The organism is Chitinophaga filiformis, from assembly GCF_021646545.1.
Classification (GTDB): Bacteria; Bacteroidota; Bacteroidia; order Chitinophagales; family Chitinophagaceae; genus Chitinophaga; species Chitinophaga filiformis_A.
In genome coordinates, this window is the sequence record NZ_JAKIRP010000015.1 from 108,866 (window position 1) to 134,303 (window position 25,438).

22 protein-coding genes are annotated in these 25,438 nt (G+C 47.1%); 6 read left to right on the plus strand and 16 right to left on the minus strand.

Annotated features, from left to right (window positions below; translation table 11 throughout):
- Window positions 1-20 precede the first annotated feature (20 nt).
- Window positions 21-257 (plus strand): hypothetical protein, encoded by a 237-nt coding sequence (locus tag L3C95_RS27615; protein WP_110057389.1) that lies wholly within the window; start codon window positions 21-23, stop codon window positions 255-257.
- A 1-nt stretch (window position 258) separates the two neighbouring features.
- Here L3C95_RS27615 and L3C95_RS27620 read toward each other — a convergent pair whose 3' ends face one another.
- The 8 genes from L3C95_RS27620 to L3C95_RS27655 form a co-directional block, all read right to left on the minus strand.
- Window positions 259-1,185 (minus strand): tetratricopeptide repeat protein, encoded by a 927-nt coding sequence (locus L3C95_RS27620; protein ID WP_236393001.1) that lies wholly within the window; start codon window positions 1,183-1,185, stop codon window positions 259-261.
- A 308-nt stretch (window positions 1,186-1,493) separates the two neighbouring features.
- Window positions 1,494-1,970 (minus strand): MarR family winged helix-turn-helix transcriptional regulator, encoded by a 477-nt coding sequence (locus tag L3C95_RS27625; RefSeq protein WP_236393003.1) that lies wholly within the window; start codon window positions 1,968-1,970, stop codon window positions 1,494-1,496.
- 119 nt (window positions 1,971-2,089) lie between these two features.
- Window positions 2,090-3,265 (minus strand): mannonate dehydratase, encoded by a 1,176-nt coding sequence (uxuA, locus tag L3C95_RS27630; RefSeq protein WP_317207721.1) that lies wholly within the window; start codon window positions 3,263-3,265, stop codon window positions 2,090-2,092.
- A gap of 210 nt (window positions 3,266-3,475) precedes the next feature.
- Complete coding sequence (locus tag L3C95_RS27635) at window positions 3,476-4,786, minus strand: glycerate kinase (RefSeq protein ID WP_236393007.1); 1,311 nt, start codon at window positions 4,784-4,786, stop codon at window positions 3,476-3,478.
- Window positions 4,787-4,863: 77 nt separating this feature from the next.
- Window positions 4,864-7,404 carry a TonB-dependent receptor gene (locus tag L3C95_RS27640; RefSeq protein WP_236393009.1) on the minus strand — a complete coding sequence of 847 codons (2,541 nt, stop codon included), beginning with the start codon at window positions 7,402-7,404 and terminating at the stop codon, window positions 4,864-4,866.
- A 24-nt stretch (window positions 7,405-7,428) separates the two neighbouring features.
- Window positions 7,429-8,415, minus strand: coding sequence for a FecR family protein (locus L3C95_RS27645; RefSeq protein WP_236393011.1), 987 nt, complete (start codon window positions 8,413-8,415; stop codon window positions 7,429-7,431).
- Between the two features lie 30 nt (window positions 8,416-8,445).
- A complete protein-coding gene (locus tag L3C95_RS27650) occupies window positions 8,446-9,021 on the minus strand; it encodes an RNA polymerase sigma-70 factor (RefSeq protein ID WP_236393028.1) in 576 nt (191 codons plus the stop codon).
- Between the two features lie 261 nt (window positions 9,022-9,282).
- The gene (locus L3C95_RS27655) at window positions 9,283-9,711 is read right to left on the minus strand and encodes a hypothetical protein (RefSeq protein WP_236393030.1); all 429 of its coding nucleotides are present in this window, start codon (window positions 9,709-9,711) and stop codon (window positions 9,283-9,285) included.
- Between the two features lie 196 nt (window positions 9,712-9,907).
- Between L3C95_RS27655 and L3C95_RS27660 the strand changes: the two genes are divergently transcribed.
- From L3C95_RS27660 to L3C95_RS27670, 3 genes are all read left to right on the plus strand, one after another.
- Entirely contained in the window at window positions 9,908-12,925 is a 3,018-nt protein-coding gene (locus L3C95_RS27660) for an amidohydrolase family protein (RefSeq protein WP_236393032.1), read from the plus strand.
- Window positions 12,926-12,951: 26 nt separating this feature from the next.
- A complete protein-coding gene (locus L3C95_RS27665) occupies window positions 12,952-14,247 on the plus strand; it encodes an amidohydrolase family protein (protein WP_236393044.1) in 1,296 nt (431 codons plus the stop codon).
- Window positions 14,248-14,352: 105 nt separating this feature from the next.
- Window positions 14,353-14,856 carry a pyridoxamine 5'-phosphate oxidase family protein gene (locus L3C95_RS27670; protein ID WP_236393046.1) on the plus strand — a complete coding sequence of 168 codons (504 nt, stop codon included), beginning with the start codon at window positions 14,353-14,355 and terminating at the stop codon, window positions 14,854-14,856.
- 91 nt (window positions 14,857-14,947) lie between these two features.
- Here the strand turns inward: L3C95_RS27670 and tyrS are convergent, their stop codons facing one another.
- Window positions 14,948-16,231, minus strand: coding sequence for a tyrosine--tRNA ligase (gene tyrS / locus L3C95_RS27675; protein WP_236393048.1), 1,284 nt, complete (start codon window positions 16,229-16,231; stop codon window positions 14,948-14,950).
- 128 nt (window positions 16,232-16,359) lie between these two features.
- On the opposite strand from tyrS, the gene L3C95_RS27680 reads away from it, so the two are divergent.
- Window positions 16,360-17,055 (plus strand): hypothetical protein, encoded by a 696-nt coding sequence (locus L3C95_RS27680; protein ID WP_236393057.1) that lies wholly within the window; start codon window positions 16,360-16,362, stop codon window positions 17,053-17,055.
- Window positions 17,056-17,118: 63 nt separating this feature from the next.
- Here L3C95_RS27680 and rfbD read toward each other — a convergent pair whose 3' ends face one another.
- The 6 genes from rfbD to L3C95_RS27710 all read right to left on the minus strand — a co-directional run bounded on the left by rfbD (window position 17,119) and on the right by L3C95_RS27710 (window position 23,108).
- Window positions 17,119-17,982, minus strand: coding sequence for a dTDP-4-dehydrorhamnose reductase (gene rfbD, locus L3C95_RS27685; protein ID WP_236393059.1), 864 nt, complete (start codon window positions 17,980-17,982; stop codon window positions 17,119-17,121).
- A complete protein-coding gene (gene rfbC / locus L3C95_RS27690) occupies window positions 17,983-18,549 on the minus strand; it encodes a dTDP-4-dehydrorhamnose 3,5-epimerase (protein WP_236393061.1) in 567 nt (188 codons plus the stop codon).
- A 2-nt stretch (window positions 18,550-18,551) separates the two neighbouring features.
- On the minus strand, window positions 18,552-19,607 hold the full coding sequence (rfbB, locus tag L3C95_RS27695; RefSeq protein WP_236393064.1) for a dTDP-glucose 4,6-dehydratase: 1,056 nt from the start codon (window positions 19,605-19,607) through the stop codon (window positions 18,552-18,554).
- 89 nt (window positions 19,608-19,696) lie between these two features.
- Window positions 19,697-20,635 carry a UDP-glucuronic acid decarboxylase family protein gene (locus tag L3C95_RS27700; RefSeq protein WP_236393066.1) on the minus strand — a complete coding sequence of 313 codons (939 nt, stop codon included), beginning with the start codon at window positions 20,633-20,635 and terminating at the stop codon, window positions 19,697-19,699.
- 14 nt (window positions 20,636-20,649) lie between these two features.
- Complete coding sequence (locus L3C95_RS27705; protein WP_236393068.1) at window positions 20,650-21,972, minus strand: UDP-glucose dehydrogenase family protein; 1,323 nt, start codon at window positions 21,970-21,972, stop codon at window positions 20,650-20,652.
- A complete protein-coding gene (locus tag L3C95_RS27710) occupies window positions 21,969-23,108 on the minus strand; it encodes a DegT/DnrJ/EryC1/StrS family aminotransferase (RefSeq protein ID WP_236393071.1) in 1,140 nt (379 codons plus the stop codon). The genes L3C95_RS27705 and L3C95_RS27710 overlap by 4 nt, the downstream gene beginning before the upstream one ends.
- 25 nt (window positions 23,109-23,133) lie before the next feature.
- On the opposite strand from L3C95_RS27710, the gene L3C95_RS27715 reads away from it, so the two are divergent.
- Window positions 23,134-24,486: a 3-deoxy-D-manno-octulosonic acid transferase gene (locus L3C95_RS27715; protein ID WP_236393072.1), complete on the plus strand. Its 1,353-nt coding sequence runs from the start codon at window positions 23,134-23,136 to the stop codon at window positions 24,484-24,486.
- Here L3C95_RS27715 and L3C95_RS27720 read toward each other — a convergent pair.
- Entirely contained in the window at window positions 24,456-25,424 is a 969-nt protein-coding gene (locus tag L3C95_RS27720; RefSeq protein WP_236393074.1) for a hypothetical protein, read from the minus strand. The genes L3C95_RS27715 and L3C95_RS27720 overlap by 31 nt on opposite strands.
- Window positions 25,425-25,438: the final 14 nt, after the last annotated feature.

Genomic DNA, 25,438 nt, shown 5'->3' on the forward strand with positions numbered 1-25,438 from the left:
TATGCAAAAACACATAACCTATGAAATGGATTGAAGAACTCAATGTAATCTACCAAAAGCTGGGAGCTGTTGGTTTTGAAGAAGTCAAAAAAGAAATTTTAAAGGCCCAGATGAGTGGCCACGGTGGAGAAACCTACTATCTCGTTCTGCAACAGCTCATTATGATCAAAAAGGACAAGGTTAAGATCTACGAACTGATCAAAGGAGAAGTAGAAAGCATCATTCACTTCAGCAAGCATATGATCCACCTGAACTGATCTAGTAAGATAGTTCCTCTTTGAGCCTTGCTGCTTTCCAATATATTGGGGCGTTCTCCGGAATTTTAAGCACCCATTCCAGGCATTGCTGCTTATCTCTTTCACGGATATAACTCAACGCCATATAGAAAGCGGCATCATAGCGATAAGGTGACTGGCTGTTGAAAACCATCTGAAGATCTTTACGCGCATCCACGAGATTGCCCTCATCTACAAGGCTGACTCCCCTGTAGTATCGGGCTGTTGTATTTAAGGAGTCCCTAACTATTATCTGATTAAGTAGACCGATCGCTTTATTGAAATGACCATGATTGAAGGCTGCTGCTGCCTGATGCATAAGTAATGCGGTATCCCGTTCTGTTGCCAGATGATTGGCATGTACCATTTCCGTTCCAGAATACTGGCGGTACACATCCTTATGCCAGGGACTGACAAACAATAGTCCTGCCATGCCAGCGCCTATAATTGCCGTTATGACCACGTAGATGCCCACTCTTTTATTAGGGCCATCTTTGGTATGAAACCAGCGTTCCCGCTGGTCAGCGATTATTTCTTCCAGTTCATCCCTGGTATTGTCCGCACCTTGCTTGATGTGGGGAGCCGCTAATGCTGCTTCGATGTGTTTGATATGCTGTTCGTCGAGGCCGGGGGCGGGCGCTACCGGATGGAAGGACATAGCTTTACCTGGCTCTTTTTGCATGAGGTCCTGCTTCCATTTGAGTTGACAGGCATACAGGAAAAAAGGCTCGAAGTGATTAGTCAGGGTTAATTTGTGAAGATGCGCGTAGTCGTATATCGCCATCAGCACATCTTCGAATACATTGGCAGCTTCCTTCATGTTGCCTCCCCATCCTGTCACCATATGTTTCACCTTACGGGCAAAACGCTTATAAATGGCGTCTACAATGGCGGGGGAGCTGTCTAGCAAACCATCAATATATTCATCGTCATTATTTATTATCCGGCTGGAAACCATAAGTTGCTACGTCTGCTACTTGATATTAAAAGTATTAAATCACTGGTCAATAGACAAAAATAATAATACAATGCCTGTGCCGGAATCTGAGGTGGAACATATAAATGTGAACAGTTATGTTTTATTTTTTGGCTAATGATACAAATTTCTTATTTATACGGCACGTAGCTGCCATACATTTTATACTAAAATGCGCCTAAACGCGTAGCAGTTACCGGTATTAAATCCATATTATAAAGAGGTAAAATAATACCGGTTATTTAGCAGTGCTCGGGATGCAGGTTTGGTACCAGCTTCCGTAATATCTGTTTAAGGGCGGCGGCATCTTCTTCTCCAATGATGTCTGTATATTCCTGCTGTATTTCCTCAAAGCTTTCAGCTGCGCAGATGATCAGTTTTTTACCTTCATCTGTCAGGGAAATAAGTGATGCGCGGTTATCGCTGGCGTGTTTGCAGGTACTGATATACCCTTCAGCTTCCAGGTTCTTCACCACTTTGCTCATGGCTTGTTTGGTGATACGGGCTTTTTTAGCCAGTTCATTGTTAATGGTTCCCTGCGGCTCAATATTTACGATCAGCACAAGGTCTCCCAGTTTGAAGTTATTATATCCCTTGTGCTGTAGTTTTGTGGTTATTCTACAGTCCATATCCTTCTTCAACAAACCTAACAACCTGATAAGACTATGTTGCCGTTGCGCCAGATGCTGCTCTAATTGCTCATCCAGTGAACTGTTCATTGTTAAGATTTTTTTGGAGCTATTAATAAATATCATCAGCGTTCCTGTAACCAGCTGCTTACCTTCTCATTCCTGATCCCAACCTTGTAGAGCTGCCAATGGGCAGCAGGTGTGGACTTTCATTTATTGAAGAGAGATCGTGCGATACCGAGTTCCAGGCCCCGTAGTTCCGCCAGTCCACGCAGGCGGCCTATAGCGCTGTAACCGGGGTTTGTTTTTTTGTGAAGGTCATCCAGCATCTGGTGGCCATGATCAGGACGCATAGGGATAGACACGCTGCGCTTATGCATAATGGCCAGTAAGGCCCTTACCACGGCGTACATGTCTACATCTCCCTCCAGGTGATTGGCCTCGTGGAAATTGCCAATACTGTCCCTTTGTGTACTTCTGAGGTGTATAAAATGAATATGTTCGCCCAGGCGTTCTACCATTCCCGGCAGGTCATTGTCTGCCCGTACGCCGTAAGAGCCGGTGCAGAAACAAAGTCCGTTAGCTGCATAAGGTGCAGCTGCCAGCAGTTCCCTGGCATCCTGTTCCGTACTGACGATCCTTGGCAGTCCCAAGATAGGGAATGGAGGATCATCCGGATGGATAGCCAGTTTTATGCCGACTTCCTCAGCTACAGGGGCTATTTGCTGCAGGAAGTAAAACAGGTGCAGTTTCAGCTGGGTGGCGTCGATGCCTTTATATTTATCCAGGGCTGCCTGGAATTGCTGTAAGGTAAAGCTTTCTTCAGAACCAGGCAGGCCGGCAATGATATTCCTCTGCAGTAACGTTTTTTCAGCATCGGTCATGCTGTCAAAATGTTCTTTCGCCATGGATATTTCTGCAGGATCATAGTCGTTTTCCGCACCCGGACGCTGTAACATGAACAGGTCGAAGGCCAGGAAGGCTGCCTTTTCAAAGCGTAATGCCTTTGAACCATCGCCAACCGTGTAGGCCAGGTCAGTCCTTGTCCAGTCAAGTACCGGCATAAAGTTGTAGGTCACAACATAAATGCCGCACTGCGCCAGGTTGCGCAGGGACTGCTGGTAATGTTGTATATATTCCTTGAAACGTCCGCTTTGTGTCTTGATATCCTCGTGAACAGGCACACTCTCTACTACTGACCAGGTCAGGCCAGCGGCTTCGATCATCTCTTTCCGTTTCTGTATTTCTTCTACCGTCCAGATCTCTCCGTTGGGAACATGATGTAATGCCGTTACAATACCGGTTGCTCCGGCTTGTTTAATATCGGCAAGGCTCACCGGATCATTCGGTCCGAACCAACGCCATGTCTGTTCCATTCTTAGCATACGCATATCAAGGTTTGAGGCCCAAAAATAGGACTTCCGGAAAATAATTAATGATTTAGTAATAAATGATTTCTTCTGTATCACAAGGCCATCGTCGCAATACTGCCCCTTTTTTCAAACTGGAATTACGTGTACTCCAATGGTTTATGATGACGTTGTCCTTGTAAAAGTTTTGCAAACCTAAGAAAATCTGGGAAGATGAACCAACCCTCATGAAATGATTGCTAGCATTATATCCATAACATTGGTCTGTGTAGGTCCGGTTTTGATTAGTCCTCCTGCCTTTTCAAAGAAGTGGTAAGCATCATGCTGCGCAAGATAATGCCCTGCATCCAGACCTTGCGCAGCGGCACTGAGCATTAGTTCACCATCTGCAACAGCACCCGCCGCATCGGTAGGGCCATCGGTACCGTCAGTACCTGCGCTCAATATGGTAATACCCGGTTGTGCCACCAGCAGCATACCTGCGGCAAGCGCCAGGTGCTGATTACGTCCTCCCAATCCATGACCTGTAACTGTAACTGTGCTTTCTCCGCCCATTAAGATACATGCCGGCCGTTTGCCTTTCCAGTCTCTGGCTGCAGCTACCAGATCCGCCGCAACAGACGTGGCCTGTCCTGTTGCTGCAGATGTAAGTACTGCCGTGGAATAACCGAGGGAGATAGCTTTTTGTTTTGCTGCTTCCAGTGCAATGGCATTACTGCCCACCAGGAAGTTATTTACATGCTTTAATCCCGGGTGCCCCGGTTTAGGCGTCTCGCTGATATCTCCTGCACAACCGCGCTGCAGGTGCTCATGTATGGCGGCCGGTAACTTAGCCGTCAGACCGTATTTATCAAGTATGTTGCATGCATCTGAAAATGTTGAAGGATCCCCTACGGTTGGCCCGGACCCGATAATAGATAGTTCATCGCCGACTACATCACTAAGTATCAGGCTGCACCAGGCAGTCGTATTGGCCAGTAATGCCAGCTGACCGCCCTTCACTGACGACAGGTGTTTACGCACAATATTCATTTCATGGATATCTGCACCACTTTTCAGCAACAGCTCAAATACCTGTTGTACCTGCATCAGGCTGGCCCCCCCGGGATAATCGGCCAGCAGTGCAGAAGCTCCTCCTGAAAGCAGGAATAATACTACATCACCCGGCTGTACCGCTTTTAACTGAGCCACCATTTGTGCAGTAGCCCGTACACCATTTTCATCCGGCAGCGGATGTCCCGCTTCCGCAATACTGATGTGCTGCAACGGTAACGCGTGTTCGTATTTGGTAATGACAAGGCCCTGAACAGGAACTGCAGAGAGTAAGGCTTCCAGGGCCTGCGCCATCGCCGCTGCTGCCTTGCCTGCACCAAACATCCACACCGGTCTTCCTGCCGGTAATGAGAACTTTTTACCACATACAGTTAACGCGCCATCACGTAGCCGCACATGCTGCTGCATCAGGTGTGATGGCTGAACTGCATTTACCGCAGCGTTGAATATGGAGATAGCGTGTTCCCGCATCATGTTGGTCATAAAGCCCGAAATTAAAATAAATACACGCGTATTTCAACAGAAAAGGCCTCGCATGTGCAGGACTTTTCTTAACCAACTCAGAAGCTTAATTTATAAGTGAAATAGGGGTTAAACCTGAATAGCTGTTCCTGGTATAAGGGCATTGTGTAATTTCCTGCAGTCGTTGCTACGGTTGTAACATATTGTTCGTGTGATTGCATGATGGCATGCACACCGCTGCCCACTGAATGTTTAAACCGGCCACGGGTAGGAATGCGGTAGCTGGCGTTCAGGTTCATCCTGTTGTACACAGCTCCTCTGAAAGGTGTGCTTCCCATATTGGTGTCAGCAAATGTTTCTTCGGGCCTGAAAGAGATCAATGCAGGTAATGTGATGAAATCACCTGTATGAAAATGCCAGAGCAGGCTGACTTCAAGCCCTTTAAGAGGCCGATAGCCCAATAACACATTCACATTATGGCGTCTGTCATAACGGTATGCCTGCTTCTCTCCATTATTCAGGCTATCAGACTTGCGCCAGCTCCAGGATAGGGTATAAGACAGGAGCATCTTCCATTTGTTAAATCTTTTTTCAACAGCAGCTTCTGCTCCGTAACTCCAGCCTGTACCTGTAACAATGCTTTTCTCCGTGCTGTCATTGCTATAGAGAATATTGGTCTTCTCTGCAAACATTGCGAGGTTGCTGATCTTCCTGTAATAAACATCTGCTGTGATATTAAGGGACCTGTTGTCTTTGTATTCATAGCCGATATTGACCATTCTGTTCTCTGCTGGTCTTAGCCGCGTATTGGCAGGAAGCCACAGCTCCCTGTCAATGCCGGTATAAGGGCTTGTGATCATGTGCAGCAGCTGTCCGATATGGGTATAGGCTAAGTTGATCCTTTGCCGCTGATCGATCACAAAACTGGAGAACAAGCGGGGTTGAAATGACTGGTAATGAAACCCATCATGCCGATATGCATTAAAATGGATACCGGCCCGCAGTAAGAACCTGTTGCCGGCTTTCACTGCACTTTCATAATACACCATGAGATCAGAGAAAGGAAGAGATGTCCTGCTAACGAAATCATCAGCGTATTCTTTCAGCTCGCGGTCAAGCAATGTGCGGTAAGGCCGTATAGTTGTATGTTCAAGCCTTCCTCCGAAAAAATGCTGCAGATGATCATTGGTGGTGAGTTCGATCTCTGTTTTACCTTCATACCGCCTGCCGGACGAATAATTGTTGAGGGACGCGCGTTCAGATAAACCACCAGTGCCGCCTTCAAAAGGAGGTGTATACATGATGGCCATGTAATTATTATAACTGCTATAGTTAAAAGCAGTGTTCACAAACACACGCCTGCCGATAATGCTGTTCCAGTTCACCGTTGTCAGTGTATTATTCCAGCGATGCAGATACTGGCTATTGTCCTGCGTTAACTCGAGCCTGTCATTGCCGATATAACTGCTGACCATCAGTTTATTATTCTTGTTCAGGAGATGCGTCAGCTTCAGATGTATGTCGCCGAAATTGGCATCATAGGTGAATATGTCGTGATAGACCGACTCTCCTAAACTCGATCTGGCAGATACCATCATCGCGGTACGTTCTTTCTTTAATGGCCCCTCAAGGGCAAAAGCGAGGGAACTAAGCCCGGCTTCTGCTTCTCCGGTCCAGTGTTCCATGTTGCCCTCTTTCGTATTGATAGCGGTAATGGAAGAAAGACCGCCGCTAAGACGGCTGGGAAAATCATTTTTATACTGCAGCACAGACTTAATGCTGGTATTGCCAAGGATAGAAACCTCGCCAAGTAAGTGCGCCGGATTAAATACAGGGTTGCCATCCAGCAGGAACATACTTTGTCCCGGCTCTCCTCCGCGCACCAGCAGTTTACCGCCCGATTCCTGGCTTTCTGTATTGCCCGGCAACAGATACATCGATCTGACAGGATCTGTTTCTCCCAGCATATTGCTGTACATGCCTCCTTTGTATCTGTCCAGTTTTGCTGCTGCATCCTGGCGGGGAAGATTGCCTGCATCGACCTGCACTTCCGGAAGTAGTACGGGCGAGAGCACGAGATTCATGGAGGTATTGTCCTGCAGATCGACTGTTACTGTCTTTGAAGAGGCGCCGGAAAAGGAGATCATCAGTACATACCTGCCAGCTGGCAGCTGAAGGCTGTAAAAGCCATGTACATTCGACTGGATGGTCCGGTTATCAGGCAGGATGGTGACAGATGCAAAGGGTAGTGGCTCCAGGCCGCTTTCCTGTTGTATGTAGCCATATAACATATATTTTTCCTGCAGATAGCCGTCGGGCAGGGGAGTGCTGCCTTTACCAACGATGATCTTATTATTCCTTTCTGTGACGGTAACATACTGGCCTGCCAGCATTTTGTCGAGTACTGCACCCAGTGAGGTCCGTCCTGCTGTGAGGGTATGTATTTTGGCAGTATCCAGGCTGGATGGTGAAAACTCAATGGCAACACCGCAATAGCCGGATAGTTCGCGAAGTATGGCTGCGGTTTTACCGTGGGTAGCCCGGCAGTAAAACTTCGTCTTCAACAGGCTGCCCTGCGCCATGCTTTCTGACAGTATTAAGCAGCCGGCCAGGGCAAGGATAAAACGGAATATAGGCATTTCAGAAAAAGGATACAGGATGTTTTATTGTGACTGATAGAATATGATGGTGTCGTTTTGCTTACGGTAGTTTACATTGATCAGCAGTTTAATTTCTTCCAGCACCTGTTCCAATGGCTGATGCTCGAATCTGGCGGTAATGGTGGATAACTCCGGTTGCCGGGTCAGCACGCTGTCTGTCTTTATATGCACGTTATAGTAGTCAGCAAGGGCTGTTGCTACATCTGCAAACGGGGTATTATCAAACTGCAGTATTCCCGTCTGCCATGACAGGTAATTGGAATCTCTGACGGGTACAATGTTAAATCCCTTCTCATTCAATACAGCGTCCTGCTGTGCCGTAACAATATGCTGACCCGCATGCTGGTCTTTACCGGTAAAGAGCACTTTCCCGCTGGCCACTACCAGTCTGTCCTGATGGTCATTACTGTTGATGGTAAAAGACGTGCCTAAGACCTCGATAGTAGCCCGGGCCGTCTGTATACGGAAGGGGTGGCCGGTTTCAGGCTGTACGTCAAAGTAAGATTCGCCGGTAACCGTAACAGATCTTTCTTTTGTATTGAACGCTTTGGGATAGCGGATAGAGGCGCCCTCCCTTAATATCACCAGGGAGCCGTCCGGCAGTGTTACCCGTTGGCTGCCTTCACCGGCTGCTGCAATCTTCAGGATGCTGTTATCCTGCTGTTGATAGAACATCCAGCCGGCAACTGCTAACACACCCACGACGCAAGCCGCCAGCGCCAGTCGCATAAGGCGTACCCTCGTGCGTCTCACGGGTACTCCATGGCCGAGAGAGCTGTCCAGCTTTTCCCAGGCGCTGGCTGTATCAAAAACGGGCTGCCCGAGAATGTTGCCCGATTCATTCCATAATCTGACCATTTGCTGCCAGGCCTTTTCATGCTCCTCACTTTCACTTATCCAGGCCTGCAGCGTTGCCGCTTCAGTACTGGTCTGAATAGCACGTAAATGCTTTATAATGATGAAGGCGATATGTTCAGGTATCTGTATCATAAGTTATCCCCGATATAAGACAAGACTTTTTTAAAAACTCCTATTGTCTTGCAGAAAAAATGAAAAAAAAGGTAGTACCCATATTCTGGCCTTTTGTACAAAGGCTTTGAGCAGCTTCATGGCCTTCCAGGTCTGGTTATTGACGGTATTGACAGAAATGCCAAGATTGTCTGCAATTTCCTGGTTGCTGAGATGACCGGAGCGGCTTAATAAAAATACTTCCCTGCATTTGGGCGGAAGCTGGTCAATCCCATTCTTCAGTAATTCCCGGTAGGCCTGGAGATTATCTTCTGCTGCTTCATCTGCAGTGTCCCAGCTGACAGCTGTTTCGTCTTCGTTATCCCAGTCAGCGCTGGCAACCGGAAAGCGTTTCTTTTGCTCCAGGAAATTAAAACAGCTGTTCCGGACGGCCTGAAAGAGGTAAGCCCTGATCTTTGGGGATGAAATAACTTCCTGCTGTTTCTCCCAGATACGGGTAAATACTTCCTGGACGATATCTTCACTGCCGTCTCTGTCAGTTATCAGGTGAAATGCATACTTGCAAAGCGGGTCATAGAATTCCTGGAATAGTTGGCGAAACTGTGTATAAAGATCCTGGCGATCCACATGAAATTTTTTATGTAATAAACGAACTGGCTTATACAGATGTGTGTTGTAACATACACGCTGTTAGGCAGTACAGCGAGCATAATATTAGAAAAATAATCTGATATGAGTGGAGCAGGGCAGGTTAAATAACGATAAGACCGATCTGTGTCAGGGAGGCTTAAAGGTATGCAGGTGTTAATGCAATCAGTCCGTATCATGCCAGGTATACTGGGAACTTGGCAGAACGTACTGTATTGCAGGTTTGTAGAACGTTATATGTCAGCGGGCATTACGTTTTTGTTGCTTTTTATCCATTCTGGCTTCCATTTGTTCTTTCTTCTTCATTTCCCAGTCATTCCATTTCTTATACTGCTCGGGCGTCAGCACTGATTTAAAACGCTGGCTGCGTTCTTCATTCAATGCTTTCATTTGCTGCATTTTGTCTTTTTTGGAAAGCGTGGTGTTATGCTTGAGCTCTTCCATACGACGGGTTATATCGGTATTGATCGTATGAATATCTTTATCCTGCTGACTGGAAAGGTTCAACCGCCGGTCAAGTTTATCGCTCATTTTATTAGCACGTTCTTCAGGCGTGAAGCGTACCTTTTTTGTTGCGGTGGAGTCTCCCTTCTGCGCCATGCTGGTACCGCTAACAGCCAGTAACAGACAAACCAGCAGCCCACTGATACGGATCATATGTCTTTTCATAAAAAAGGAATTGTTCTCCTGTTAAATATAGGTAATTACTGCAATATTAATACCAATCATCAAAAAACTATATAAATATGCGGACACCACATTAATCATTTGTTACTTTTAAGGCTCAGCGGGTATTATCGCCTTGATAGCCCTCTGATAGTCGGGATACTATGAAACCAAAATCTAAATTGTCAAACAAAAGCAAATGAGAAAATTCTTTTCGTCGCATAAGCGGCTTTCCCATCTGTGTCTCTTGCTGGGCGGCCTGCTTGCAGGTGGCTATGCCCGGGCCCAGGAGACCTTTCCTGTGAATGGAGTGGCTGACAACAGAGAAGGCTGTTATGCCTTTGTCAAAGCTACTATTGTAAAAAGCGCAGGCACTGTCCTTAACAATGCCACTCTCGTAATCCGTAATGGACGCATTGTAAGTGTCGGCAACGGTCCTGTACCTAAAGATGCTGTGGTAATTGATTGTGAGGGTAAATATATCTATCCCTCTTTCGTAGACCTGTATAGCGATTACGGTACACCTTCCGTGAAGAAAGCAGTAGGTGGTTACAGAGCTGAGGTACAGTTCCTGTCTGCCACTAAAGGAGCCTACGGCTGGAACCAGGCCATCAAAAGTGAAGTGAATGCAGCGGCAGTGTTCACGATGGATGGTACCAATGCAGAAGCACTCAGGAATGTAGGTTTTGGTACCGTCCTTTCCCATCAGCAGGATGGTATTGCCCGTGGTACCGGTGTACTCGTAACACTGGCAGACGGACGTGATAACAAGGTACTGATAAAAGAGAAAGCGAGTGCTCACTACTCATTTGACAAAGGAAGCTCTACACAGAACTATCCCAGCTCTTTAATGGGTAGCATTGCGTTGTTGCGCCAGACATACCTGGATGCTCAATGGTATCAGTCACGTCCGGTAAAAGAAGGTACTAACCTGACACTGCAGGCCTGGAATGATAACCGTTCCTTACCACAGATATTTGAAGTACAGGATAAATGGGATGCATTACGTGCAGACAAGATAGGCGATGAATTTGGTGTGCAGTATATCATCAAAGCCGGCGGTAATGAATATCAGCGCATACCCGAAATGATAGCTACCAAAGCTTCATTCATCCTGCCGTTGAACTTTCCGCAGCCTATAGACGTCGAAGACCCGAACGATGCGCGCTTCGTAGCGCTGAGTGATATGAAGCACTGGGAACTGGCGCCTACCGAAGCCGCTGCTTTTGAAAAGGCCAATATTCCTTTCTGTTTTACCGCTGCAGGATTGAAAGATGTAAAACAGTTGCTTGCAGCTGTGAGGAAGTCTATTGAGTATGGCCTCAGTGAACAAAAAGCATTGGACGCATTAACACTGTCGCCTGCACGTATCATAAAAGCAGATGACCAGGTAGGCTCGCTGGAGGCTGGGAAACTGGCTAACTTCCTGGTAACTTCCGGTACCATCTTTAACGAGAACACTGTACTGTTTCAGAACTGGGTACAGGGTAAAAAATATGTTGTAAAAGATGAAGGCTGGAAAGATGTACGTGGCACTTATACACTTACTGTAAATCCCGGTAATACAAAATATACGCTCCTGTTAAAAGGAACTGCAGCAACGCCTGCATTGTCGCTCATACAACAGGACACACTGACTGGTACAGTTACTATCAATGGGCAGCTGGTAAAACTGGCGTTCCCGCTGAAAAAAGGCGGTGCTCAGCTACGTCTGAGCGGCGTAGCCGGTACTACAGAGTGGACCGGTACAGGACTGGATACGAGTGGAAAATGGGTGAAATGGAATGCAGTGTTCAGCGCCGCGTATACTAAACAGGATACAGTTAAACCAAAGACTGCTCCGCAGATCGGTAATATCTATTTCCCTTTCAATGGTTATGGATGGGAAGCATTACCTAAACAACAGGACGTGCTGATCAAAAATGCTACTGTCTGGACAAACGAGAAAGAGGGTAAATTGGAAAATACAGATGTACTGGTACGTAACGGCAAGATCGCACAGATCGGAAAGAACCTGCCTGCCGGTAATGCCCGTGTTATTGATGGTACCGGCAAACATCTTACAGCAGGTATCATTGACGAGCACTCTCATATCGCTATTTCCAGGGGAGTGAATGAAGGTACCCAGTCAGTCACCTCTGAAGTGCGCATTGCAGATGTGGTAAATCCTGATGACGTGAACATCTACAGGCAGCTGAGCGGCGGCGTAACAGCGTCTCACCTGCTGCACGGTTCTGCTAATACTATCGGCGGACAAAGCCAGCTGATAAAGCTGCGCTGGGGCGCCGATGCGGAAGAACTGAAGTTTGCCGGTAGCGATCCATTTATCAAATTTGCATTGGGTGAAAACGTGAAGCAGTCCAACTGGGGCGACCGCGCCCGGGAGCGTTTCCCTCAGACGCGTATGGGGGTGGAACAGGTGGTAACAGATGCATTCACCCGCGCCCGCGATTATGAAAAAGCAGGCCCGGACAAACGCCGCGACCTGGAACTGGATGCACTCGTAGAGATCCTGAACAGCAAACGTTTTATTACCTGTCACTCATACGTACAGAGTGAGATCAATATGCTGATGCATGTGGCAGATACTTTCCACTTCCATGTGAATACATTCACGCACATCCTGGAAGGGTATAAAGTAGCCGATAAAATGAAACAGCATGGAGCAGGCGCTGGTACCTTCGCCGACTGGTGGGCATATAAGATGGAAGTACAGGACGCTATTCCTTATAACGCCACTATCATGCAGCGTGTGGGCGTGAATGTTGCCATCAACTCTGATGATGCTGAAATGGCCCGCAGACTGAACCAGGAAGCCGCGAAAAGCATCAAATACGGTAACATGACAGAAGAGGAGGCTTTGAAGCTCGTTACCCTCAATCCGGCTAAACTGCTGCATGTAGATACGCATGTAGGTAGCATCAAGGCGGGTAAAGACGCCGACCTGGTACTCTGGAGCGACAACCCGCTTAGCATCTATGCAAAGGCCGACAAAACACTGGTAGATGGTATCGTTTATTTCGACAGGGAGAAAGACCTGGAACTGCGTCAGCGCATCAGTGCTGAGCGTAATCGCCTGGTGTTGAAAATGCTGGGAGAGAAGAAAAAAGGTACACCTACCCAGAAAGCCGCTACTACCATGGAAGAAATGTACCATTGTGAAGACCTGCAGGGAGGCCATCAGCAACGCCTGACAGATGGGAACAACGAATTGTAATTGCCGGACGCATTAATTAAAACATCATGAAACGGATCATATTAACATATATCGCCGCGCTTTCCTGTACAGCCGTATTAGCACAGGAAACAATCTATCCTGCCCCGCCGCAGGGAAAGACCATTTATATCATCAATGCAACTATTCATGTCGGTAACGGACAGGTGCTCGAGAATGGTGCATTGACCTTTTCCAATGGTAAGATCACTGCTGTGGGCAATAAGCTGCCCGCTCCCGGCGCTGATGGAACTATTATGGACCTGAAGGGGCAACATGTATACCCTGGCGTTATTTCACCACTGACCACCCTCGGTTTGACCGAAGTGGAAGCCGTGAGGGCTACCAACGACTTCGTCGAAGTAGGGGAGATCAATCCTTCTGTACATTCACTGGTAGCCTATAATACCGACTCAAAAGTGATCAATACCCTTCGCTCCAATGGTATTCTGCTGGCACAGGTAACGCCTGAAGGAGGCATGATACCCGGTACATCTTCCGTGGTGCAGCTGGATGCCTGGAACTGGGAAGATGCTGTCTATAAGAGAGACGGAGCGATCCATTTCTATATGCCCAGCCTGTTGCCTCCCCCTTCGGTACCGGGACGTACTTTCACTGTTACAAAGGACAGAGCAGAGGAATTTGCAGAACAGACAGGTAAGGTACGCGCCTTCCTTAATGAGGCGAAGGCCTACCTGCAGGAAGACAAGCATACTGCAGCGAACCTGAAGTTTGAAGCTGTGAGAAAGCTGTTCACCAAAGAGCAGAAATTGTTCATTCACTGTAACCTGGTAAAGGAAATGCTGGTGGCTGTAGACTTCGCAAAGGAGTTTGGGATTGATGTAGTGATTGCAGGAGGAGCAGATTCATGGATGATCGCAGATGTGCTGAAACAGAACAATATCGCCGTTGTACTCACGCAGCCACATAGTCTGCCGGTAACGCCTGATGATGATGTAGATCAGCCATATAAAACAGCCGCTCAGTTACAGCAGGCAGGGGTTTTATTCTGCCTTAGCAATGAGGGCTTCTGGCAGCAGCGTAACCTGCCTTTTGAAGCAGGTACGGCCAGCACTTATGGTCTTACCAAAGAGCAGGCGCTGACGGCAGTAACCTTAAATACAGCCCGCATTCTGGGCATTGATAAAAGCACCGGTTCCCTGGAAACAGGTAAGGATGCCAACATTGTTATCAGTGCCGGAGACCTGCTGGATATGCGCAGCAGTATTGTAACCCGCGCCTTTATACAGGGCAGGGAGATCAACCTGGACAATAAACACAAACAGCTGTTCGAGCGTTATAAATATAAGTACGGACTGAAGTAATACATTAGGAAAATATTGAAAAGCAGGGTGTTGTACTTACAATACCCTGCTTTTTTTTAAGTTATGGCATGAATTTTTATTGTTCCATAGCAAACACATTAAGAAATGGGAGCAATCCTTAAAAGAGAAGATGCTATCCGGAAGGTCACCGATCTGATCAACGAGGTACGGGTATGCATGTTCACCACAATAGACGATCATGGACATGTCATTTCCAGACCGATGGCCACTGTTGATGTGGATAAGGATGGAAATGTCTGGTTTTTTTCCAACGAATATTCGGGCAAGGTCACCCAGATCTCCGAAAACAATGAGCTCAACCTCATTTACTCTCATCCGGGCCATAATACCTATCTGAACATTTTTGGTATTGGTTCTATCATCCTTGACCGGGAGAAAATGAAGCGGTTATGGACGCCGGCGCTCGAGGCCTGGTTTCCTATCGGCGTTGATGATCCGCAATTATGCCTGCTGAAAGTAGATACGAAACAGGCCTGGTTCTGGGATAATTCTTCCAGTAAAATGGTGATCTTCTTTAATATGCTGACGTCGATTATTACCGGGAAGAAGTATCAGGAAGGAGAGCATGGTGAGCTGGATATAGAGTGAAATAGGGTTACAGGTCCAACGGGAAGATATTAAATAACAAAGGCCGGCAAATGATGATTGCCAGCCCTTGCTTATTTATCTGTAAAATTATTTATTTCACTATCACCAGATGGTAATCTTTCTTACCTCTCTGAACGAGTATATATCTGTCGTTCAACAAGTGACTCGTATCAACTTTCTGATCAATAGCAGTCACTTTGACCTTATTGATGCTGATACCATTGTTCTGCACCATTTTCCTGGCTTCTCCCTTACTTGGTAGTATGCTTGTTTCGGCGAGGAAAGAGACAACATCTTTGCCACCTTCAATATCAGCGGTTGTAACCTCTACCTGTGGCACACCATCCATTATTTCCAGTAGTTGTGTTTCTGTCAGTGATTTTAATATATCTGCGGTATCGTTACGGAAGAGTAAATCAGATGCTTTGAGCGCAAATTCCAGTTCCTTTTCTCCATGTACGAAGAGGGTCAGCTGTTCCGCTAGTTTCTTCTGGAGCGGTCTTTTACCCGGATCCTGATCGTGTAATGCGATCAGTTTGTCGATCTCCTGCTGGGGGAGGAACGTGAATATTTTGATATAGTTTTTGGCATCTTCATCAGTTGTCTTTACCCAGAACTGGTAAAACAGGTATGGGGAGGTCTTCTGAGGATCCAACCACACGTTGCCTCTCTCTGACTTCCCAAACTTACTGCCATCTGCTTTTTTCAGCAGGGGACAGGTAAATGCAAATGCCTCGCCATTAGCTTTACGACGAACCAGTTCCGTACCGGTCACAATATTGCCCCACTGATCAGAGCCACCCATTTGCAGTTTGACGTTCTTTGCAGTATATAAATGGTAAAAGTCGTATCCCTGAATCAGCTGATAAGTGAATTCTGTAAAAGACATACCGCTATCTCCTTCCAGTCTTCTTTTTACAGAATCTTTGGACATCATGTAGTTCACAGTAATATGTTTACCTACATCACGGATGAAATCCAGGAAGGAAATATCCTTAAACCAGTCAAAGTTATTGACCATTTCAGCGGCATTCGGCTTTGCCGGATCAAAATCCAGGAATTTCTCCAGCTGCGCCTTGATACCTTTCTGGTTGTGCGCCAGGGTATCCAGATCCAGCATTTTCCGCTCTTCTGCTTTAAAGGAAGGATCGCCCACCATACCGGTTGCACCACCTACCAGCGCAAATGGCTTGTGGCCAGCTCTTTGTAAGTGTACCAGCAACAGGATAGGCACCAGGCTACCTATATGAAGGGAGTCTGCCGTAGGGTCAAATCCTACGTAAGCACTGGTCATTTCTTTTAATAATTGCTCCTCTGTGCCCGGCATTATATCCTGCACCATTCCTCTCCAGCGTAATTCCTCTATCAGGTTCATGATTAATTGGGATAATTTTTGCAAACGTAAGAAAAGAATTTTAAACGATATGCGGTGGAACGGTGTTGTATCTTAAATTCGTACAATGAATCCCGGCTAAAACCGCCATCTTCTGTAAAGATTACACTATGAAAAAAATCTCGTTTTTTATCGCATGTCTGTTGCTGACAGTCAATGTATTAAGTGCCCAGGACTGCAAGAACTACTACTATATGCTCGATAATGCAGAAGTAGAAATGACCGTGTTCGATGCAAAAGGGAATACTGCGGCCAAAAATGTTTACAACGTACTGTCCGTCAGTAAGGAAGGCGCTGCCAGTGTATCCGATTTTACGTCTACCCTGAAAGACGCAAAAGGAAAGACCATTTCTTCAGGAAAAGGGAAGTTCAAATGTGATGGCGGCGAGATCATGATCGATATGAAAATGTCCCTGCCTAATCTGCCGCAGTTGCAGAACATGAAAATGCAATCGGAAGGGAACGCGTTTCTGAATTACCCGGCCAACCTGAAGGAAGGCCAGTCCCTGCCGGACGGAGCTTTTGAAATGAGTGGCAATGCCAACGGCATGGATATGAGCCTTCAATATAAAGTAACCGACCGCAAGGTAATAGGTAAGGAAAAGGTAACAACCGCCGGCGGTAGCTGGGATTGTTACAAGATCACCTATAACATGAACCTTTCTATGAAAATGATGAGCATGAACATCCCGGTGGATATGGCGGCGGCAGAATGGTTTGCTCCAGGCTTTGGTGTGGTTAAGACTGAAACGTCTAAAGATGGTAAACCGGCAGGTCATATGGAGATCACCCATGTAAAGAAATAACCTTATTGTATAAAAAAGAGACGCCCCTGCCTTGGCAGGGGCGTCTCTTTTTTTGAACCCGGTTTACAGGTTTTTGAGGCATTCCTTCAGGCTTTCACGCCAGTGAAGGATCTGTAAGCCGAAAGTATCTTTGATCTTTTGTTTGTTCAGGACACTGTAAGCCGGTCTTTTTGCCGGAGTAGGGTACTTGTCAGAAGTAATAGGCGCTACTGTACAGGATGCACCTGTCAGTTCGCGGATAGCTACTGCAAAGTCATACCAGCTGGTCACCCCTTCATTGCTGAAATGATACACCCCGCCATAATTGCCTGGAGCATCCCATACTTTGGTCAGGGCGTTCAGGATGGCTTTTGCCAGGTCTACCGCATAGGTGGGAGTGCCCGCCTGATCGAATACTACATTCAGGTGCTCTTTCTCCTGCATCAGCTCACGCATACGTTTCACGAAGTTGACACCAAATTCGGAATACAGCCAGGCCGTACGTATCACGATGGTATCCGGGTTGGCGTCTATAGCAGCAGCCTCGCCGCGCAGTTTGGAGCTTCCGTAGATGCTGGTCGGGCTGGCGTCGTCAGTTTCTGTATAAGGCACGTTCTGTTTGCCGTCAAACACATAGTCAGTGGAAATATGTACCAGCTGTGCGTTGTGCCGCTGAGAGATACTTGCGAGGTTTAATACGGCTTCGAAGTTCAGTTTGAAGGCGAGTTCCTCATCATTCTCTGCTTTGTCTACCGCAGTATACGCTGCACAGTTGATACAGGCATGTATTTCCTGCTGTGAGAAGAAGTTGCTGACAGCTTCCTCACTGGTAATATCGAGCTCATTGAAATCGGTATACAGGAAAGAAAACCCGGGATAATCCGCAGCGATCTTTTTCAATGCTTGTCCCAGCTGGCCATTGGCGCCGGTTACCAGAATATTTTTCATTTACTTATTTGGATTGAAAACGAAATTATGCGTACAATTTTCCAGGGTAGGCAGCACGATATCCTTTTCAGATACAATCGCATCCGCCAGGTCAATACCCCAGTCAATATTCAGTGCCGGATCGTTATAGATAATACCTCCTTCACTGGCTTTATGATAAAAGTTATCGCATTTGTACATTACTTCTGCAGTTTCACTGATCACGGAATAGCCGTGCGCAAAGCCTTTCGGCACCAGCAGTTGTAATTTATTTTCAGCGGTCAGTTCTATGGTGAAGGCTTTACCATAGGTTGGAGAGCCTTTACGGATATCTACAGCCACATCTATGATCTTTCCTTCCAGTACTCTCACCAGCTTTGTTTGCGCATATGGCTCCAGCTGGTAATGTAATCCTCTTAATACACCGTAGGTGGAACGGGCCTGGTTATCCTGTACAAAAGGCAGATGTAATCCCTGCTGTTCAAAGGTTTGCGCGCTGTAACTTTCGAAAAAATAGCCACGGCTATCATTGAATACCCTGGGTTCGTATACTAGCAACCCGGGGATCCCTGTTTCGGTAAAAGGCATAATTATCTCTTTTGATACTGCTCACTGTAATAATCCTGGTACGCTCCGCTGGTTACATGTTCCAGCCATTCTTCATTGGCGAGGTACCAATCCACTGTTTTTTCCAGACCTTCTTCAAACTGGAGGGAAGGCTCCCAGCCCAGTTCTTTATTGAGCTTCGTGGCATCAATAGCATAACGCAGGTCATGACCCGCGCGGTCTTTTACAAAAGTGATCAGTTTAGCAGAAGTACCTGGTGCACGTTGGAGTTTCTTGTCCATGATGATGCACAGCAGGTTAATAAGGTCAATATTTTTCCATTCGTTGAAGCCACCGATGTTGTAGGTTTCTCCTACGCGGCCCTTATGGAAAATAGCATCTATTGCTCTGGCATGATCTTCCACAAACAGCCAGTCACGTACGTTCTCACCTTTACCATATACTGGTACCGGCTTATTGTTCTTGATATTGTGAATAGCCAGCGGAATTAATTTTTCCGGGAAATGATTTGAGCCGTAGTTATTGGAACAATTGGATATAACAGCAGGCAGATGATAAGTGTGGTAATATGCCCTCACAAAATGATCTGAACTGGCTTTAGATGCAGAATAAGGTGAACGGGGATCATACGCGGTTTCTTCTGTGAAGAGACCTTCTGCTCCAAGACTACCATATACCTCATCGGTTGACACATGATAGAACAGCTTGCCCTCATAATTGTCTTTCCAGTATTTCCTGGCAGCATTCAGCAGCACGGCAGTCCCCATGACGTTGGTCCTGATAAAGGCCAGCGGGTCCATGATGGACCTGTCTACATGACTCTCAGCAGCCAGATGGATCACACCATCAAACTTATAGGTAGCAAACAGTTCATCAATGAACGCTTCATCAGTGATATCGCCCTTCACGAAGGTGTAATTAGACTTATCCTTGATGTCTTTCAGGTTTTCCAGATTACCGGCATAGGTTAACGCATCCAGATTAACGATCTGGTAATGAGGATAGTTCTTTACAAAAAGCCTCACTACATGAGACCCGATAAATCCTGCGCCACCGGTGATTAATATGGTGTTGTGCATAATGATTATTTAATTCCGGCCACAAATTACGAATTGCGGATGAACCTTCACCTAACCAGTTTTGGTAGTAAATGCTCATCCGCCCGGAGTTATTTATTAAGAGCCTGTTTGAAATACTCGTAAGTGATCTTCAGCCCTTCTTTCCTGTCCACTTTCGGCGCCCAGCCAAGTATTTCCTTTGCTTTCGTGATATCCGGCTTTCTTTGTTTCGGATCATCTTTCGGAAGTGGCTGATAGATAATCTTTTGTTTGCTGCCTGTCAGCGCCAGGATCTCTTCTGCAAATTCTTTCAGGGAGATCTCTGCCGGGTTGCCGACGTTCACCGGAAGGTGGTAATCACTCAGCAGCAGGCGGTAAATACCATCCACCAGGTCAGACACGTAACAGAAAGAGCGGGTCTGGGAGCCATCACCGAAAACGGTGAGATCCTGCCCGGTCAGTGCCTGGCTCATGAAAGCAGGCAGTGCACGGCCATCATCAAGGCGCATACGCGGACCGTAGGTATTAAAGATCCTGATGATCCTTGTATCTACACCATGGAAATTGTGGTAAGCCATGGTGATGGATTCCATGAAGCGTTTAGCTTCGTCATATACACCACGCGGACCTACCGGGTTCACATTACCCCAGTATTCTTCCGGCTGTGGGTGAACTGTCGGGTCGCCATACACTTCAGATGTGGACGCCACGAGAATGCGCGCCTTCTTTTCCTTAGCCAGACCCAGCAGGTTGTGGGTACCCAATGAACCTACCTTCAATGTCTGGATCGGCATTTTCAGATAGTCGATAGGGCTGGCGGGAGAAGCAAAGTGTAAGATGTAATCCAGATCGCCTGGTACATGTACGAATTTGCTTACATCATGATGATAATATTCAAATTCCGGTAAAGGGAAGAGATGTTCTATATTTTTGATGTTGCCGGTCAGGAGATTGTCCATTCCTACAACACGATATCCTTCTGCGATAAAGCGATCACACAGGTGTGACCCCAGGAAGCCGGCAGCGCCGGTAATCAGTACTCTTTTCATTCCAATAGGCATTTTCAATGTAATAAGTTGTTGGTAGCAGCACGGCCAACGCTTTCGTAGTGGAAACCCAGTTCAGACATACGGGATACATCAAACAGGTTCCTTCCGTCAAATATCAGTTTGTTTTTAAGGGAAGCACTGATCTTGTCAAAGTCAGGGGTCCTGAACACGCTCCATTCTGTTGCGATGACCAGGGCATCTGCGTTTGTAAGGCATTCGTACTGGTTGGAAGCGTATGTTACTTTGTCGCCGACAACACGTTGTACATTTGCCATTGCTTCAGGATCAAATACCGTTACGGTCGCTCCAGCAGCCTTCAGGGCATCTATTATGTATAATGCCGGTGCTTCCCGGATATCGTCTGTATTTGGTTTGAAGGCGAGCCCCCAGAGTGCGAAATGTTTACCTTTCAGATCATCTTTGAACCATGCCTTGATCTTTGGCAGGAGGAACAATTTCTGCCGCTCATTCACATCCATCACTGCTGTCAGTATTTTGAACTCGTAGTCTGCATCTTCGGATGATTTAACCAGCGCCTGTACATCTTTCGGGAAGCAGCTGCCGCCGTAACCGATGCCGGGGAACAGGAAACGTTTACCAATCCTGTCGTCGCTGCCGACGCCTCTGCGCACCATATCCACATCAGCGCCAAGTTTCTCACACAGAATGGCAATTTCATTCATGAAAGAGATCTTAGTGGCCAGGAAAGAGTTAGCCGCGTATTTGGTCAGTTCAGCAGATTTCTCGTCCATGAACAGTATTGGGTTACCCTGACGTACGAACGGTGCAAACAGGTCGCCCATTACTTTGCGTGCCCTTTCAGAGCGGGTACCGATCACTACGCGGTCAGGTTTCATAAAGTCGTCTACGGCTACACCCTCACGCAGGAACTCCGGATTGGATACTACGTCAAAAGGATGTTTGCAGTGTTTCGCAATGGCCGCCTGTACCTTTTCAGCAGTGCCTACAGGTACAGTGCTTTTATCAACAATCACTTTATAATCTGTAATGAGCTTGCCCATGTCATCTGCTACCCGCAGGATATAGGAAAGATCTGCAGAGCCATCTTCTCCGGGTGGAGTAGGCAGGGCAAGAAAGATCACTTCCCCGTGCTTTACGCCATCAGCGAGGTTGGTGGTAAAATGAAGACGTTCTTCTTTGAGGTTACGCTCGAACAGTTTTTCAAGTCCTGGTTCGTAAATGGTGATCTGCCCGCCGGATAATTTGTTGACCTTATTTATATCTATGTCAACACAGACAACATCGTTGCCTGTTTCCGCAAAGCAGGTCCCGGTAACCAGTCCTACGTAGCCTGTACCTACTACTGTAATTTTCATTTGGAGTTTTGATTTAAGAATGATTTAACTGAATCAATAATGTGCTGTAATTGATCTGCATCCATCTCAGTGTGTATCGGTAGTGAAATGACTTTTGAGGTGAGATCGTCAGTAACAGGGAGATTGAACTCAGCGCCACCAAAACTTGCGAACATTTTCTGGCGGTGAGCAGGTACAGGATAGTAAATCATTGCAGGCACCTGACGTTCCTGCAGGTATTGTTGAAGTGCATTGCGGTCAGCGCCATTCAGCTGCAGCGTATACTGATGATAAACATGATAGCTGTTGCCCGCTCTGTAAGGAGTGGTGATCTGCGGAATACCGGCAAATCCTGCATCATAAGCATCAGCCACTGCGCGGCGTGCTTTAATATATTCATCCAGCAGTGGCAGCTTGATATTGAGTACCACCGCCTGCAGCGTATCGAGGCGGGAATTGACGCCTACTACATCATGGTAGTAACGGGCCGATTGTCCGTGGTTGGCGATCATTCTTATCTTGGCGGCCAGCGCATCATCATTGGTGAAGATCGCGCCACCGTCGCCGTAGCAACCCAGGTTCTTGGAAGGGAAGAAGGATGTACATCCTATCTGCCCAATGCTGCCCAGCTTTTTGGTAGTACCGTCAGAAAAGGTATAATGTCCGCCTATGGCCTGTGCATTATCTTCAATGACAGGGATATTATATTTTCTGGAGATCTCCATGATAGCTTCCATTTCTGCACTATGACCATACAGGTGTACAGGAACGATCGCCTTTGTTTTTGGTGTAATGGCCTTTTCCACCTGCTCAGGATCGAGGCAGAATGTTTTAGGATCTACGTCCACAAATACAGGTTTCAGTTGTAACAGGGCAATTACCTCTGCCGTGGCAATAAAAGTGAAGGAAGGAGTGATCACTTCATCTCCCGGTGCAAGATCGAGCGCCATCATGGCTATCTGCAATGCATCGGTGCCATTGGCGCAGGCAATGACATGTTTTACACCGAGGTAAGTCTGCAGTGCATTGGTGAATTGTTGTACCGGAGCGCCATTAATAAAAGCTGCATTATCGAGCACTTCAGCCATCGCAGCATCTACCTGCGGCTTTATTTTCAAGTATTGGCGTTTTAAATCCACCATTTGAATAGGAACCATGTGTGGGATAGATATTTTGTTTAAAGTGAGCAAATTTACAAAAATTGACATAGGAAGGGCAGTATCTTTGCAGCCGATCCAAAAAACAGTAAAAGTACCTTCAGGCATGCCGGTAAGCACTATCATATACGATCTGGGAATAAGAGGATACAAAGCAGGAGTGGCCCTGGCCGCGGCTACGGGCAATGCCAAAGCCCGGCGATGGCTGGAAGGACGCCGCAACTGGAGGGCAGGACTGGAACAACATCTTTCCGGCGCCGCCGGTCCCATCGTTTGGGTGCATGCTGCCTCCCTGGGCGAGTTTGAACAGGGGCGCCCCGTTCTGGAAGCCATCCGGCAGCAATATCCGCACTGCAGAATACTGCTTACCTTTTTCTCACCCTCTGGTTATGAAGTGCGTAAAGACTATCCGGGTGCTGATTACGTGTGCTACTTGCCGTTGGATACCGCGGGGAACGCACAGGATTTTATCCGTATTGTAAAGCCGGCCCTGGCTATCTTTATCAAATACGAGTTCTGGTACCATATGCTTACACGTTTGCACAGGGAAAAGGTGCCTGTATTGCTCGTTTCAGGGATATTCAGGCCGGGACAGCCCTTCTTTAAGCCGTATGGCGGCATGTTCCGTAAGCTGCTGCAACAGTTCAGCTACATCTTCGTACAGAACAGGGAGTCTGTCGCCCTGCTGGAACAGATAGGTATCCGGCATACGGCCCTGGCAGGCGATACGCGCTTTGACAGGGTCTGGGCTCTGCAGGAGGAGGAACGCACCCTGCCAGGTATAGGAGAATTCATTAGCAACCGGCGGGCACTCATTGCCGGAAGTACCTGGGAAACTGACGAGTCATTGCTGGCCGCCTGGTGGAAGAAACAGCATTCTGAAGAGCTTTGCCTTATCATCGCTCCGCATGAGACGGATGCCGCCCATATCAGTAAACTGCAGGGATTGTTTCCGGAAGCAATTAAGTATACAGAATGGATAACAACAACGCATGGACAACCAGGGCGTGTATTGCTGATAGATAATGTAGGCATGTTGTCGGTGTTATACCGCTATGCTGCTGTAACCTATGTGGGAGGGGGGTTCGGGAAAGATGGTATTCACAATATACTGGAACCCGCTACGTATGGCAAGCCAGTACTGTTTGGACCTGTGTTCCATAAATATCCGGAAGCCACAGCACTGATCGCTGCCGGCGGAGGCATCAGCATCCATGACCTGGGTACCTTTACTACACAGATGGAAAGGTTGTTGCAAAATGAATCCAACCGTCTGCAAACAGGCGTTAATGCTAAAAATTATGTGGCTGAGAATAAAGGCGCTACCGGTAAAATACTACAGTATATTCAGGAAAAGCGCTTCTTAACAAGGTTGTAGAACTGCCTTACAGCACGGTTATCGTCTACCCATCCCTGACGGATCTTTAGCTCTCTTTCAATCCAGTATTCTGCTTCCTGCAGAGAATTCATCTCATTGATGGTCTTAACGGAACGTTCGTAAGTATCCACATCTCCACGGAATAATTCTTGGATGAACTGGAATTTATCATTGATGCCGATAGCCTGGCGCAGGTCTTTGACAGGAATTTCATTGAAACGGTCTGCCAGTTCCGTCTGCGTCTGTTTCAGGCGGTCATTGAGCGAAGGCATATTCTGTGCTACCAGCTGGTTCAGCTCTTTCAGTTCCTTACGAACGCCGTTGGTATCAGGCTTTTTCTCAACATTGCCTGACGGCGTATTAACAGGTTGCGGCATTTCTACGTTACTATAGATGGTAACAAATGCCGGTTTCCTGTCTGCCGCGGTCTGTTCCGTTTGTTGAGGCACAGGAGCTGTAGCAGTGGATGGATGAGAAGCCACGCCATTAGGAGCTGCAGCCGGAGCCGGCGCAGCATCTACAGGAACTGCTGAAGTTCCGTTCACCGTGGCCGCAGGTGCCGGAGCCGGAGCCGGAGCCGGTTTCGGAAGTGACGTATTCTGTAATGGTAATGTCAGGGTTGATGCTTCTGCAGCTGTATGTGCCGCAGCAGGCGCCGCCTGTTTATTTTCCGGTAATGTATCTCTGGATGATGTTGTTACAGGTACTTCCACAATAACAGTGGCGGGAGCCGCAGTGGTTGTCAGCGGAGCGGAAGGCATGATAACAGCAACGTGGCTATCCTGCCTTTGCTGCATGCGTTCCTGCTCTCTTTGAAAATTCCTTGCGTGTAAGATCTCTGCCTGCAACAGCTGTACATAGTAAGAAATTGACTGCAGCCCGGCGTTCGAATTCTTTAATTCCTGTAACTTATCAATTAATGCACTTATTTTTTCCATAGCAGTAAAAAAAA

Bases quoted from the DNA above. Each gene is read 5' to 3' on its own strand.
- L3C95_RS27670 (WP_236393046.1), top strand. From the start codon at position 14,353: ATGGGAGCAATCCTTAAAAGAGAAGATGCTATCCGGAAGGTCACCGAT.
- L3C95_RS27640 (WP_236393009.1), bottom strand. From the start codon at position 7,404: ATGCCTATATTCCGTTTTATCCTTGCCCTGGCCGGCTGCTTAATACTG.
- L3C95_RS27625 (WP_236393003.1), bottom strand. From the start codon at position 1,970: ATGAACAGTTCACTGGATGAGCAATTAGAGCAGCATCTGGCGCAACGG.
- tyrS (WP_236393048.1), bottom strand. From the start codon at position 16,231: ATGAACCTGATAGAGGAATTACGCTGGAGAGGAATGGTGCAGGATATA.
- L3C95_RS27645 (WP_236393011.1), bottom strand. From the start codon at position 8,415: ATGATACAGATACCTGAACATATCGCCTTCATCATTATAAAGCATTTA.
- L3C95_RS27665 (WP_236393044.1), top strand. From the start codon at position 12,952: ATGAAACGGATCATATTAACATATATCGCCGCGCTTTCCTGTACAGCC.
- L3C95_RS27660 (WP_236393032.1), top strand. From the start codon at position 9,908: ATGAGAAAATTCTTTTCGTCGCATAAGCGGCTTTCCCATCTGTGTCTC.
- L3C95_RS27635 (WP_236393007.1), bottom strand. From the start codon at position 4,786: ATGACCAACATGATGCGGGAACACGCTATCTCCATATTCAACGCTGCG.
- L3C95_RS27720 (WP_236393074.1), bottom strand. From the start codon at position 25,424: ATGGAAAAAATAAGTGCATTAATTGATAAGTTACAGGAATTAAAGAAT.
- L3C95_RS27655 (WP_236393030.1), bottom strand. From the start codon at position 9,711: ATGAAAAGACATATGATCCGTATCAGTGGGCTGCTGGTTTGTCTGTTA.
- rfbB (WP_236393064.1), bottom strand. From the start codon at position 19,607: ATGCACAACACCATATTAATCACCGGTGGCGCAGGATTTATCGGGTCT.
- L3C95_RS27680 (WP_236393057.1), top strand. From the start codon at position 16,360: ATGAAAAAAATCTCGTTTTTTATCGCATGTCTGTTGCTGACAGTCAAT.
- L3C95_RS27700 (WP_236393066.1), bottom strand. From the start codon at position 20,635: ATGAAAAGAGTACTGATTACCGGCGCTGCCGGCTTCCTGGGGTCACAC.
- L3C95_RS27710 (WP_236393071.1), bottom strand. From the start codon at position 23,108: ATGGTTCCTATTCAAATGGTGGATTTAAAACGCCAATACTTGAAAATA.
- L3C95_RS27705 (WP_236393068.1), bottom strand. From the start codon at position 21,972: ATGAAAATTACAGTAGTAGGTACAGGCTACGTAGGACTGGTTACCGGG.
- rfbC (WP_236393061.1), bottom strand. From the start codon at position 18,549: ATGCCTTTTACCGAAACAGGGATCCCCGGGTTGCTAGTATACGAACCC.
- rfbD (WP_236393059.1), bottom strand. From the start codon at position 17,982: ATGAAAAATATTCTGGTAACCGGCGCCAATGGCCAGCTGGGACAAGCA.
- L3C95_RS27615 (WP_110057389.1), top strand. From the start codon at position 21: ATGAAATGGATTGAAGAACTCAATGTAATCTACCAAAAGCTGGGAGCT.
- uxuA (WP_317207721.1), bottom strand. From the start codon at position 3,265: ATGCTAAGAATGGAACAGACATGGCGTTGGTTCGGACCGAATGATCCG.